Source organism: Mesorhizobium sp. WSM4848 (assembly GCF_055811375.1).
On record NZ_JBVVPX010000004.1, the window covers coordinates 148,590 to 161,811 of the forward strand.

Genomic DNA, 13,222 nt, shown 5'->3' on the forward strand with positions numbered 1-13,222 from the left:
GGATTCCTGTCGATTGTCGTCAATGTCACCTAGTCCGGCATCGGGTGAAGTCGATGCCTTGCCTACTGCGGTTTCTCTCTGAACTTGGCGTGGCAGTTCGTGCAGTTCTGCAGCATCAGATGGAATACGTGTTCGGCTGGGATCTTCGAAGGATCGGAATCGGCCGCGCCGCCAGCCCGTTTTCCGAGCAGGCTGCTGCCCATCGCAATTCCGGGTTTCATCCTCATGGCTTCCGTAATGCCATCGGGCGCATCGTCAGCCGCATCTGACAGCGCCGCTGCCAGGCTTTCGAGATGGCGAGCGAGCGCGGCGAATTCTTCTTGGGACTGACCGATATCCGCCTTAGCGGCCGAGGGTTCACCAAGCGAGTCCGCTGGAAATGCGTCTACCATGGCACTTCCGGACCGGCGGCGAATGGTTTCGGTTGCCGCCTTGAAGGCTGCGGCATCGTAGGCCACCTTGCCGGCAAAAATTTCGGAGATGGTCTTGGCGGCGCTCGCCATCGCCTTCATCGACGCTTGGCGCTCGGCGACGACTGGGGCGACGGCTGTCTTCGGGAGCGCCGTCCCGGCGGCGATCCCGGCGATGACAAGGACTGCTGCAATGATGGGGACGCGCCTCACCGAACCGTGCCGTGTCCAGCAAGCCCGTCGATGATCGGGCAAGCAGGTCGGTCATCGCCGTTGCAATGGTCGGCCAGATGCCGGAGCATGTCCCGCAGTCCGGCGAGTTCCGCAAGTTTCCGGTCGATTTCGGCGAGCTTGGCTTTCGCCATGGCCTTCACATCCGCGCTCTCGCGCTCCTTGTCGCCGTAGAGCGAAAGGAGTTGTCGGCATTCCTCCACAGAGAAGCCAAGGCTTCGCGACCGCTGCAGGAAGCGCAGGCGATGCACGTCGGCCATCGAATAATCCCTGTACCCGTTGTCGGCACGATCGGGCCTAAGAAGACCGATGTCTTCGTAGTATCGGATGGTCTTTGGCGGCAGGCCGGACTGTTCTGCAGCGGTACCTATGTTCATGATCTAACCCTCAAAGCTTCAAAGAACGAAGTCGTAGCGCGTTGCCGATCACGGACACTGACGAAAGGCTCATTGCCGCTGCCGCGATCATCGGCGACAGCAGCGTGCCGAAGATCGGGTAGAGAATACCTGCCGCTATCGGCACGCCGAGCGCGTTGTAGACGAAGGCGAAAAACAGATTCTGCTTGATATTGCGGATCGTCGCCTGCGACAGCCGCCGCGCCCGGACGATGCCGTTGAGGTCGCCCTTGACCAAAGTGATGCCGGCGCTCTCCACCGCCACGTCGGCGCCGGTCCCCATGGCGATGCCGACATCGGCCGCCGCCAAGGCGGGCGCGTCGTTGACGCCGTCGCCGGCCATCGCGACGCCTGCGCCTTTGGCATGCAGCTCATCGATCAGTGTCTTCTTGCTTTCGGGCAGCATATCGGCCCTGACTTCGTCGATGCCGAGCTTCGCCGCCACCGCTTTCGCGGTGCGCTCGTTGTCGCCCGTCGCCATGATGATCCTGAGCCCGCTGTCGTGCAGCGCGCGGATCGCTTCCACCGTTGTCGCCTTGATCGGATCGGCAACGGCGACGAAACCGGCAAGCCTGCCGTCGGTCGCAACGAACATCACGGTCTTGCCGTCGGACCGCAGCGCATCTGCACGCTCCTTCGCCACCTCCAGGCCGATGCCCAGATCGTCCATAAGCAGCGCGTTGCCGAGCGCGACAGCGCGGCCCTTGACGGCCCCTCGGACTCCCTTGCCGGTGACGGCCTCGAAGTCGCCGGCCTCGCCGATTTCTGTGCCGCGCTCCCGCGCGCCCTCGACGATCGCCTCGGCCAGCGGATGCTCCGAACCCTTTTCCAGACTGGCGGCAAGGCCGAGCAGTTCGGTCTCAGGAAAACCGTCGAGCCCGACGACATCCGTCAGCCTCGGCCTGCCCTCGGTAAGCGTGCCGGTCTTGTCGACGATCAGCGTATCGACCTTGGCCAAGCGTTCCAGCGCTTCCGCCTCCTTGATCAGCACGCCGGCCTGCGCGCCGCGCCCCGTGGCCGTCATGATCGACATCGGCGTCGCCAGCCCGAGTGCGCAGGGACAGGCGATAATCAGCACCGAGACGGCCGACACGATGGCGAAGACCATGCTCGGCTGCGGGCCGATAACCGCCCAGACGATGAAGGCGGCGATGGCGACCAGAACCACGGTCGGCACGAAATAATAGGAGACCCGGTCGGCGAGCCCCTGGATGGGCGGGCGCGAGCGCTGCGCCTTGGCGACCATTTCGACGATGCGCGACAGCATCGTATCGGCGCCGACCTTCTCGGCGCGGATGACGAGCGTTCCGTTCTTGTTGAGCGTGCCGCCGGTAACCGGGTCGCCTTTTGTCTTCTCAACGGGGACGGGTTCGCCGCTCAGCATCGATTCATCGACCGAGGAGCGGCCCTCGAGCACGGTGCCGTCGACCGGCACGCTGTCGCCGGGCCGCACACGTAGCCTCTCGCCGGCATTCACCTCGTCCAGCGGCACATCGGTCTCCGACCCGTCCGCCGCAATCCGCCTGGCCGTCTTCGGCGCGAGGTCGAGAAGCGCGCGGATCGCCGAGCCGGTGCGCTCCCTTGCCTTCAGTTCGAGCACCTGGCCGAGAAAGACCAGCGCGACGATCACCGCGGCCGCCTCGAAATAGACCGGAACCGTGCCGCCGTGGCTGCGGAACTGGTGCGGAAAGACATCCGGAAACAACGTCGCCACGACGCTGTAGACATAAGCCGTGCCGACGCCGATCGAGATCAGCGTCCACATGTTTGGACTGCGATTGACGATCGACCCCCAGCCACGATGGAAGAAGGGGATCGCCGCCCAGAGCACCACTGGGGTCGCCAGCGCCAACTCGGTCCAGGCTGCCGGCCGCTCGCCGAGCCAGTCGCGGAACGGCAGGCCGAGCATCGGTCCCATGGTGATCAGAAGCAGCGGGACCGACAGGACGGCACTTACCCAGAGTCGACGGGTAAAATCGACGAGTTCCGGATTAGGACCCTCGTCGCCAGTCGGCACGCCCATCGGTTCCAGCGCCATGCCGCAGATCGGGCAGGAGCCCGGCTTGTCGCGGACGATTTCTGGATGCATGGGGCAGGTGTATTGCGTGCCCTTCGGCATCGGCTCCGACGCTGGCTGGCCGCTCAGAAATTTGCCGGGGTCGGCCTCGAACTTGCCCTTGCAGCCGGCCGAGCAGAAGTAGAAACCCTTGCCTTCGTGGCGCGCGAAGTGCTTCGCTGTGGCGCGCTCGACGGTCATGCCGCAAACTGGATCGGTCGCCTTGAGAAAGGCTTCCGGCTCCTTCATCAATTTCGTCCTGCAGCCTTCCGAACAGAAATGATAGTTGTGGCCGCCGAAGGTCGCCGAAGGCTTTCCGGCGGCCGGATCGACCGTCATACCGCAGACCGGATCGCGGATGACGACGATTGAGGTAGCGGACGCGTGCGAGGAACAGCACGGGCCATGCGATACGTCGGTGTGGGTGGCGTCATCGTGACGGTCGGTCATGGCGCACTCCTAAATGGGCAACTCCCTACCGCCTACAGTTTCCAGTTACTGGAAGGTCAAGTGGCTTTCTGCAAAATCATCGCTTACTTCCGCCGCGATATGGCCAGCGCGTCCCCCTATGGCTGCCGCAGGATGAGATGGGCGCCCCTTCACCCGCCCGCCAGGGCCTTGGCCACTATGCCGCCGACAAGAAAAATTGGACGATTGGTGTGCGTTTAGTCGCCGGCGCTAGGCGGCGGCCCTGACAGGCTCGAAATCTATATCGAGAACCGCCTCGAGCTGCCGGTCCATGAAACGCTCCGGTATGCTCTTTACCAGCAAGTTGCGTAGCGGGACGACAAGCGGGTTCTTCCATTGCGCAACTTTGGCATAGAGGCGTGATTCAGCCACGACCCTATGTGCCCTGTCGAGACGGCGTTTATCATACAGCTGCGGTTTCGCGAGCCGGTGCGGCCGGCTTCTTGGCAGGCTTGAATGCGGCTTCGGCGGCAGCCATTGGATTTGTCGGTCGGCGCGGAGTCCGGTTGCCGTGTTCGAAGAGGTGCATTCTTCATGCGGACGCTTTGTTGCCGTGCAACCAAAGGTGAGGGCAATTACCTGCTGCGACGTCTGCATTTCGATTTCACATCAGACCTAGCACCGCTCCGGCGACAACCACATAACGCGAAACTTTCGCGACGGCGACGATTACGGCAAAGCTCCATAGCGGCTCGCGCAAAACCCCGGCGACCACAGTCAAGGGATCGCCGATGATCGGCATCCAGCTTAGCAGGAGCGACCATTTTCCATAACGGCGATACCAGATCGTGGCGCGGTTGAGCCTCGCGGGGCGCAGCGGAAACCAGGGCCTGTCCCGGAAGCGTTCGAGCCCTCGGCCAAGACCCCAGTTCACCGCCGAACCAAGGATGTTGCCCAGACTGGCGACAACAACCAGCATTGTGGGCGAGAAGGAACCGCTGGCGAGGAGCCCGGCAAGGGCGGCCTCCGACTGCGCCGGAAGGATGGTCGCCGCGGCGAAGGCAATAGCAAACAGGCCGCCGTAGATGGCAAGGATATCCATCTACGTTTCGCCTTGCGGAGCGGGCTTCAGGGTTGCACATCGATTACGACCATCAGTCCGCCACCGCCCTTCCCTTCGACATAGCAGGGCCGCTACCAGCTCCATCAGCGGCTCGGCGGCAAAGCCGATCATCTCGCGCAGAATATCGGCGTCGGGGGTCTTCTCTACGAGCGTGCGCAGGTTCATCATGTCGCTGGTCATTGGTGGTTCCTTCGAATCAGGTGGTGTCAGCAACCCAACCCTACCGAAGAACATCGATGACCGCCGCTACGCCGCTCGCTCGCTACAGCGCTGTTGAGGGCGCGCTCGCGAGCGGCTTCGCTACCGCCGACCTACACCACGCGGTGGGACACGACCGACTGGCAGGCAAGGCCGAGCATGACCGTCTCGCAGTCTGCACTGCAGCGTTCTCAACAGGAACCGTCCAAATGCACCGTACTTTCTGGCGAATCTTAGCGATAATGCTGATTGCTTGGGGCGTCGGCTACGCGCAGGCGCAAAACCCGCTCATCATCACGGCACCAGTCTCCGGTCAGACTATTGATGGGACGCTCTCCTTTTCCGGGAAGGCTGCCGTCAACAGCATCACACGGCGCGGAACTATTCGCGGGCAGACCAATACCGGGGTCGAATGCCGAGGGACAACTACCATCAACCTTGCCTTTTCGCGTGGAGAAGGAACGATGGCTTGCGGGCACCTCTCAACCCGATTCGTGTTCTCGCTGACCAGCAGACAACCTCCAACTGGCACAGGAACGGGAATCCTTTCCGATGGGCGAAAGGTGGTCTTGAGAATAGGACGATGACCCCAAGGCGACAGGCACTTCCTTTATCGAGAAGTGCGAGCTGAAGAATTGATGTCCGTGGTGCTGGATCTATCCCTCTTGCTAAAGCCGATGGAAGCCGGGCCGATCGATGACCTCCCGCGCCGAAAAAAACGCCAGTTCACGGAGAATGGGTTCCATGGGCGTTCTCTGCTGCTTGACTCCTTGCCTTTTTCGCGGCAGGTTTCGATCAATAGGTCAGACCAATTTACCAATCCGGGATCAGCCAGATGATTCCGTTGAAGTGGGTAACAATGCCGATCCAGGCCGTTGAACCGCGTCGACTTTACCGACAGATCGCCGATCAGCTCAGGCGGCTGATCGATGCGGGCGAGTTCGCAGTCGGCGATCGGCTGCCGACCGAGCGCGAGCTGGCCGATCAGCTTGGTATCTCCCGCCCGACCGTTCGTGAAGCGCTGATCGCGCTCGAGGTCGAGGGGCGCATACGCATTCGCGTCGGTTCCGGCATCTACGTCACCGAACCACCGCGTGCCGAAATTTTGACGGCAGAAATGGATGAAGGCCCGTTCGAGCTGTTGCGGGCACGCGAGTTCATCGAAGGGGCGATCGCCGCCGAAGCCGCCCTCCAGGTTCGGCCGATCGACATCGAACATATGGACGACGTGCTGCGCCGCATGGAGGACATACCTCACCCGACCAGGACGACGATCGCGCTCGACCGCGAGTTCCATACGATGGTGGCGGGCATTCTCGGAAACGCAGTGCTGGTGCGCTGCATCGGCGAGCTTTTCGACCAGCGCATGAATCCATATTTCGAACGCCTGTCGAGCTATTTCGAGAACAGGGAGTCCTGGCGGGCCGCCGCGGAGGAGCATCGCGCGGTGCGCGACGCGATCGCGGCGCGCGAGCCCGAACGGGCCAAGGCCGCGATGCAGGAACATCTGCGTCAGTCGCAACTGAGATTCTCACGCAATTTCGGTGAGAAATCCTCGGCCAGGGAGGTCGCGGAATAGAGCATCGGATGCTTAAACTAAAAAGGTCTTAGTTAGCCGACCGGGAGGATCCTGTCGGCACCGTCAAATCCAATCACAGGGAGGAATACGATGTTGAGGAAATACGCCGTTCTGCTAGGCACGATCGCTGCAATCGCTCTGCCCATGGCTTCGGCCTCTGCACAAACCGCGCTGAAATGGGCCCACGTCTACGAAACGTCCGAACCCTTCCACACCGAGTCCGTGTGGGCGGCGGAAGAGATCAAGAAGCGCACCGACGGCCGCTACACCATCGACGTCTTCCCGGCCTCGCAACTCGGCAAGGAGGCCGACATCAACCAGGGGCTGACCCTCGGCACGGTCGACATCATCATCTCCGGATCGAGCTTCGCCGCCCGCGAATACCCGCCGATCGGCGTCACCTACTTCCCGTTCACTTTCCGCGACGCCGATCACCTGCTCGCTTACACCAAGAGCGACAAATACAAGGAGTTGACCGGCGGCTACGAAGAGGCGTCCGGCCATCACATCACCGCGACCACCTACTACGGCACGCGTCACACAACCTCTAACCGGCCCATCGAGAAATGCGCCGACATGCAGGGCCTGAAGATCCGCGTGCCTGATGTGCCGGCCTATCTCGCCATGCCGCGCGCCTGCGGCGCCAACACCGCGCCGATCGCCTTCGCTGAGGTCTATCTCGCCTTGCAGCAGGGCACTGTGGAAGCGCAGGAAAACCCGCTGACGACGATCGACGCCAAGAAGTTCTACGAAGTGCAAAAGCACATTATCCTGACCGGGCACATCGTCGATCATCTCAACACGCTCGTGTCGCAATCGCGCTGGTCGCAATTGTCGGACGAGGACAAGGCGATCTTTACCGAGGTGATGCAGGAAGCCGCCGCGCGAGCGACCAAGATCATCGTCGATCGCGAGAAAGCCCTGGTTGAAACCTTCAAGGAGCGCGGTCTCACCGTCACCGAAGTCGATCGCGCCGATTTCGAAAAGAACGTGATGGAGAAGGTGACGTTCGAGGAGTTCGGCTACCGCAAGGAGGACTGGGAGGCTATTCGCGCGGTCAAGTAACCCGCATCGATCCGGGCCCGGCGCGACAAGCGCGTCGGGTCTGTCGAGCCCGCTGTCCAACAGTGCCCGGAGCTTGCCGATGACCCAAGAGGTCCACACCCAGGTTACCCCAGAAGAACTGGCGCATGCCTTCGAGGAAGAAGCGCCGCCCATCGATCTGTCGCGATACGCGGTGGAGGACTGGGTCACGCTCGCCGTGTTCTGGGGCATGTCGTTCTGCGTGTTTCTGCAGTTCTTCACGCGCTACGTCATGAACAACAGTTTTGCCTGGACCGAGGAGATCGCGATCAACTGCCTCGTCGTCGTGGTCTTCCTGGGCTCGGTGATGTGCACGCGCACCACGCGCCACATCCACGTCGACGTGCTCTATCACTATCTCCCCGCTGGGGCGGGGCGCTACCTGGCGCTCGCGGTCAATGTGATTACCATTTGCTTCTTCGCCTACATGTCCTGGCTCCTCTGGCGCTATGTCGGGATCGTCCACCGCGAGCGGATGGTCACCATCAACCTGCCGCGCAACGTCGTCTTCTACGCCGTCTTCGCCGGTTTCGTGCTGATGATGCTGCGCGCCATCCAGGTCTTCATCGGCAACATTCGCCGCGGCTACTCGGCGCTCGAGCGCCCCGCCGCGTTCGACGGATTGGGGGAATAGGCCATGCTGCTTCTGATCGGAGCCTTTCTCGTCCTGATGCTGGTCGGCGTGCCTGTCGCTGTGTCGATGGCGGTGTCGTCGCTGCTCTATCTCGTCTTCTATGGCGTGGCGCCCGACATCATCGCCGCGCAGCGCATGATCGCCGGTGTCGAGAGCTTTCCGCTGCTTGCCGTGCCGTTCTTCATCTTCGCCGGCAACCTCATGAACATCGCCGGTGTCACCGGGCGGATCTATTCCTTCGCGCTGGCGCTTGTCGGCTGGATGAAGGGCGGCCTCGCGCAGGTGAACATCATCGGATCGGTGGTCTTCGCCGGCATGTCGGGCGCAGCCCTTGCCGACGCCGCCGGCATCGGCACCATCGAGATCAAGGCCATGCGCGACCATGGTTATCCCGTGGAGGCGGCGGTCGGCGTCACCGCCGCCTCCTCGACGCTCGGCCCGATCTTCCCGCCATCGCTGCCCTTCGTCATCTACGGCATGATGGCCAACGTCTCGATCGGCGCGCTGTTCATGGCCGGCATCCTGCCCGGCGTCGTTATGACGGCGCTGATGATGGTGACGGTCGCGATCTTCGCCCACCGCCGGGGCTGGGGGTCGGACACGCCGTTCAAATTGAACCGGCTCGCCGCCGCCTCGATCGAGGTCGCCGTCGTGTGCTGCTTTCCGCTCGCCGTTTATGTCCTTGTTCAGACGGGGCTGTCGCTCAACATTGCCGTTGGCATTGTGCTCGTCATCCTGATCGCCTGCGACTGGTATTTCGATTTCTCCGCCGTGATGGCGCTGATGACGCCGATCATCCTGATCGGCGGCATGACCATGGGCTGGTTCACGCCGACCGAAGCTGCCATGGCCGCCGTCATCTGGTCGTTGTTTCTCGGGCTCGTGCGTTATCGGACGATGACACTCTCAGCCCTCGCCAAGGCCAGTTTCGACACGATCGAGACGACAGCGTCGGTCCTTTTCATCGTCACCGCAGCGTCGATCTTCGCCTGGTTGCTCACGGTCAGCCAGGCAGCGCAGCTGTTCTCGGTCTTCATCACATCGCTGACCGAAAACAAATGGGTGTTCCTGATCCTGGTCAACATCCTGATGCTGGTGGTCGGTTGTTTTCTCGACACGATCGCCGCCATCACGATCCTTGTGCCGATCCTCCTGCCGATCGTGGTTCTCTACGGCATCGATCCGGTGCATTTCGGTCTGATCATGACGCTCAATCTGATGATCGGTCTGCTCCATCCGCCGCTCGGCATGGTGCTGTTCGTCCTCTCGCGGGTCGCCAAGCTGTCGGTCGAGCGTACGACCATGGCAATTCTGCCCTGGCTCGTGCCGTTGATCGTCGCGCTGATCCTGATCACCTTCATCCCCGCCATCTCGCTGTGGCTGCCGACGCAATTGGGGCTGATCCGTTGATCGACAGTGCAATCGCCGCGACACTGTTCGGCCCCGAAGATCTGCGCGTCGTCGAGCACCCGCTCGGCCCCCTCGCGCCGGGGATGGTGCGCGTGCGCTTCGGCGCCGGCGGCATCTGCGGTTCCGACCTGCACTATTTCCGCCACGCGCGGACCGGCGATTTTGTCGTCACATCGCCGCTCGTGCTCGGCCATGAAGTCGCCGGAGAGATCGTCGAAATCAGCGCGGACGCGCCCGGGCTTGTCGTCGGTGATCGCGTGGCGGTCAACCCGTCGCGCTGGTGCGGACAATGCGCGCGATGCGCGGAGGGCCGCGCCAATCTCTGCGAGAACATCTATTTCATGGGCTCGGCGTCGAAAACGCCGCACATGCAAGGCGGTTTTGCCAGCCTGTTCGACGCCACGCCGGCACAATGCATCAAAGTCCCGCCTGCTGTCGCCTACCAGGCGGCGGCACTCGCCGAACCGCTTGCTGTCAGCCTGCATGCTGTGACACGGGCCGGCGACATCGCCGGCCGCAACGTCATCCTGATCGGCGCCGGCCCCATCGGGCTCCTGACCATGCTCGCCGCCAGGCTCAAGGGATGTGGCGAGCTCACCGTCGCCGACATAGCCACGCCGCCGCTCGCCTTCGCCAGCAAACTTGGAGCGAACAGGACGATCAACCTGTTCGGCGGCGACGACGAGCTCAAGGCGCTCGCCGCCGACAAGGCGATCGATGTCGCGTTCGAGATTTCGGGCACGGCAGCCGGTCTCGCAGCGGCGATCGCCAGCGTCCGGCGCGGCGGCACGGTCGTTCAGGTCGGCAATCTTCCGGGTGGTCAGATCCCCGTGGCCGCCAATGCGGTGATGACCAAGGAAATCAATCTGAACGGCACGTTTCGTTTCGGCGCAGAATTCAACGAGGCGGTCGAGCTCATCGTCAGCGGGGACATCGATGTCCTGAAGCTGGTGACCGCCGAACGCCCCCTCTCCGCGGCCCGCGATGCGTTTGCCCTGGCCGCCGACCGCTCGCAGAGCCTCAAGGTGGTGCTGACCGCCGACTGAGGAGTTTTTCCCGGAGCCTCCCCAGCTGTAGCAACCACTCCAGACTCAGCGCGCCGGCCCGGTTTCCTTCCTGTCGGCCTGCTTGCGCGCCCGCGCGAACTGCAGCCCGGCGACGGCGGCGGTCGCGGCCAGCGCCAGGCCGATCGGAATGAGGCTCGAGGGCTGGTCGGCCTTTCTGAGCACCGCCGCCACGTCATATCCGACATCCAGCCCGATGCGCTTGGCGTAGGATCCGAAATCGACATTGCTGATCATCAGCGCGTCGCCCGCTTGCGTGATGGTAAGTCCGATGCCGCGCAGCCGCTCCAGCGGCTCGCCCGGTTCGCCGAGCGGCACGTTGACCGTCTTGCGCACATCTTCGCCCATGAGGTCGACACCCTCGACGACGAAATTGATGCGGCCATCGGCCGGCGTCTGCGCCACCGCCGACAGGAACTCGCTCGCCGGCAACTCCTCGTAAGGCGGCGACACCTGGTTGAGCCACCAGTCCGGCCGAAACAGCGTGAAGCAGATGAGCAGCAGCGCCGCACTTTCCCAAAGCCGGCTTTTGGTCACGAACCAGTTCATGGTCGCCGCCGAAAACAGCAGGATGGCGATCAACGAGACCGTCGCCACCCAGATCGTCTGCGGCCAGGTGTCGACTCCGATCAGCAGCATCGCCGGATTGAAGATGAAGACGAACGGCAGGATCGCCGTGCGCAGCGAATAGAGCGCGCCCTGGAAACCGGTGGCGATCGGATCTTCCTTGGAAATCGCCGCCGCCGCGAACGCCGCCAGCCCGACGGGCGGGGTGATGTCAGCCATGATGCCGAAGTAGAAGACAAACAGGTGGACCGCGATCAGCGGGATCGGCAATCCGGCCTGGGCGCCGAGATCGACCACGACCGGCGCCATCAGCGTTGCGACCAGGATGTAGTTTGCGGTGGTCGGGATGCCCATGCCGAGCACCAGGCTGATCGCGGCGATCAGGATCAGCATCAGGATGACATTGCCGCCGGAGATGAACTCGACGAGTTCCGTCATCATCAGGCCGAGACCGGTCAGCGTGATCGTGCCGACGACGATGCCGGCGGTGGCCGTGGCGATACCGATGCCGATCATGTTGCGGGCGCCGAGCGCCAGCCCGTCGATCAGATCCTCCCAGGCAGCCCGCACCGAGGCGGCGAGATTTTCTTTGCGGAACAGCGCCATCAGCGGCTTGCGGGTGGCGACGATAGCGAGGATTGAAACGGTCGCCCAGAACGCCGAAAGGCCGGGCGACATCTGCTCGACCATCAGGCACCACAGAAGCACCGCGATCGGGATGAGGAAATCGAGCCCGGTCCGCGTGACGTCCCAGGCGCGCGGCAGTTCCAGGATTGGCGCGTTCGGATCGTCGAGTGCGAGGTCCGGATAGCGCGAGGAATACCAGACCGAGGCGACGTAGAGAGCGACGCCGGCGAGCGCCAGCAGCGGCGGCGCGGCCCCACCGGAGACAGCCTGGATAGCAATAATGCCGTAATAGACGATACAGACGGCGAGAACGCTGCCCGACAGTCCCAGTCCCATCCGCAGCATCCGTTCTCTTGCCGGCGTCGGACGCTGCGGGATCGTCTTCAGGCCCATCTTTATCGCTTCGAGATGAACCATGTAGAGCAGCGCGATATAGGAGAAGACCGCCGGCAGCAGCGCGTGCTTGACGATCTCCGAATAGGGAATGCCGACATATTCGACCATCAGGAAGGCGGCCGCGCCCATGACCGGCGGCATGATCTGGCCGTTGATCGAGGCTGAAGCCTCGATGGCGCCCGCCTTGACGCCGGAAAGGCCGGTGCGCTTCATCAGCGGGATGGTGAAGATGCCGCCTGAAACCACGTTGGAGACGGATGAGCCGGACACAACGCCGTTGAGGGCCGATGAGACTACCGCGACTTTCGCCGGGCCGCCGCGCAGATGGCCGAGCAGCGCGATGGAGATCTGCATCATCCAGTTGCCGGCGCCTGCCTTTTCCAGAAGCGTGCCGAACAGGACGAAGAGAAAGACGAAGCTCGTCGACACGCCAAGTGCAATGCCGAAGACGCCTTCGGTTGTCAGCCATTGATGGTTGAGAAACTTGGTGAGTGATGCGCCGCGATGCTGAATCACGTCCGGCATGTACTGGCCGGCAAAGGTGTAGAAGATGAAGGTACAGGCCACGACCACCATCGGCAGGCCGAGCGCACGGCGCGTCGCCTCGAGCAGCAACAGGATGCCAACGGTGCCGGTCACCAGATCGAGTGTGGTCGGCTGGCCCGGCCGTCCGGAAAGCACGACGTAAAAGAGAAAGAGGTAGGCGCCGGCAAATCCGCCGACCACGGCCAGCACCCAGTCGAGCAGCGGCACGTGATCGCGGGGCGAGGATCTCAGCGCCGGATAGGCGAGGAAGGTCAAGAACAGCGCAAAGCCAAGATGGATGGCGCGCGCTTCCGTGTCATTGAGGATGCCGAAGCCGAACACGAACGGCAAAGGCGAAGCGTACCAGAGCTGGAAAAGCGACCACGCGACTGCAACCCAGAGTAGAATGCGCCCGACCGTTCCAGCCGGATGCCGGCCACCCGTGTCGGCCTCCGCGACGAGTTGTTCGAGCTCTTCGAGATCGACGCCGGCCGGTTGTGCCTTCACTTCGCTCAT

At 62.9% G+C, this 13,222-nt stretch carries 13 protein-coding genes; 6 read left to right on the top strand and 7 right to left on the bottom strand.

The window, feature by feature from the left end; all coding sequences use genetic code 11:
- Window positions 1-62: 62 nt before the first annotated feature.
- The 6 genes from AC0L16_RS06205 to AC0L16_RS06230 all read right to left on the bottom strand — a co-directional run bounded on the left by AC0L16_RS06205 (window position 63) and on the right by AC0L16_RS06230 (window position 4,803).
- A complete protein-coding gene (locus AC0L16_RS06205; RefSeq protein WP_473619633.1) occupies window positions 63-623 on the bottom strand; it encodes a cytochrome c in 561 nt (186 codons plus the stop codon).
- On the bottom strand, window positions 620-1,018 hold the full coding sequence (gene cueR, locus AC0L16_RS06210; RefSeq protein ID WP_473619634.1) for a Cu(I)-responsive transcriptional regulator: 399 nt from the start codon (window positions 1,016-1,018) through the stop codon (window positions 620-622). The genes AC0L16_RS06205 and cueR overlap by 4 nt, the downstream gene beginning before the upstream one ends.
- A 10-nt stretch (window positions 1,019-1,028) precedes the next feature.
- Entirely contained in the window at window positions 1,029-3,542 is a 2,514-nt protein-coding gene (locus AC0L16_RS06215) for a heavy metal translocating P-type ATPase (RefSeq protein WP_473619635.1), read from the bottom strand.
- A gap of 228 nt (window positions 3,543-3,770) precedes the next feature.
- Window positions 3,771-3,932, bottom strand: a complete 162-nt coding sequence (locus AC0L16_RS06220) for a hypothetical protein (protein ID WP_473619636.1) — start codon at window positions 3,930-3,932, stop codon at window positions 3,771-3,773.
- Window positions 3,933-4,164: 232 nt separating this feature from the next.
- Window positions 4,165-4,602 (bottom strand): YqaA family protein, encoded by a 438-nt coding sequence (locus tag AC0L16_RS06225; protein ID WP_473619637.1) that lies wholly within the window; start codon window positions 4,600-4,602, stop codon window positions 4,165-4,167.
- A complete protein-coding gene (locus AC0L16_RS06230) occupies window positions 4,603-4,803 on the bottom strand; it encodes a hypothetical protein (protein WP_473619757.1) in 201 nt (66 codons plus the stop codon). It abuts the gene before it with no gap.
- Window positions 4,804-4,859: 56 nt separating this feature from the next.
- Between AC0L16_RS06230 and AC0L16_RS06235 the strand changes: the two genes are divergently transcribed.
- The 6 genes from AC0L16_RS06235 (at window position 4,860) to AC0L16_RS06260 (ending at window position 10,573) form a co-directional block, all read left to right on the top strand.
- Complete coding sequence (locus AC0L16_RS06235; protein ID WP_473619639.1) at window positions 4,860-5,408, top strand: hypothetical protein; 549 nt, start codon at window positions 4,860-4,862, stop codon at window positions 5,406-5,408.
- Between the two features lie 272 nt (window positions 5,409-5,680).
- The gene (locus AC0L16_RS06240) at window positions 5,681-6,400 is read left to right on the top strand and encodes a FadR/GntR family transcriptional regulator (RefSeq protein WP_473619750.1); all 720 of its coding nucleotides are present in this window, start codon (window positions 5,681-5,683) and stop codon (window positions 6,398-6,400) included.
- Between the two features lie 90 nt (window positions 6,401-6,490).
- Window positions 6,491-7,465 (top strand): sialic acid TRAP transporter substrate-binding protein SiaP, encoded by a 975-nt coding sequence (locus AC0L16_RS06245; protein WP_287173702.1) that lies wholly within the window; start codon window positions 6,491-6,493, stop codon window positions 7,463-7,465.
- Window positions 7,466-7,544: 79 nt separating this feature from the next.
- A complete protein-coding gene (locus AC0L16_RS06250) occupies window positions 7,545-8,117 on the top strand; it encodes a TRAP transporter small permease (RefSeq protein WP_091593869.1) in 573 nt (190 codons plus the stop codon).
- A 3-nt stretch (window positions 8,118-8,120) separates the two neighbouring features.
- Window positions 8,121-9,527 carry a TRAP transporter large permease gene (locus tag AC0L16_RS06255; protein WP_473619641.1) on the top strand — a complete coding sequence of 469 codons (1,407 nt, stop codon included), beginning with the start codon at window positions 8,121-8,123 and terminating at the stop codon, window positions 9,525-9,527.
- Window positions 9,524-10,573, top strand: coding sequence for an L-idonate 5-dehydrogenase (locus AC0L16_RS06260; RefSeq protein WP_473619642.1), 1,050 nt, complete (start codon window positions 9,524-9,526; stop codon window positions 10,571-10,573). Before AC0L16_RS06255 ends, AC0L16_RS06260 begins: the two co-directional genes overlap by 4 nt.
- A gap of 45 nt (window positions 10,574-10,618) precedes the next feature.
- Here AC0L16_RS06260 and AC0L16_RS06265 read toward each other — a convergent pair whose 3' ends face one another.
- Window positions 10,619-13,222 (bottom strand): TRAP transporter permease, encoded by a 2,604-nt coding sequence (locus AC0L16_RS06265; protein WP_473619643.1) that lies wholly within the window; start codon window positions 13,220-13,222, stop codon window positions 10,619-10,621.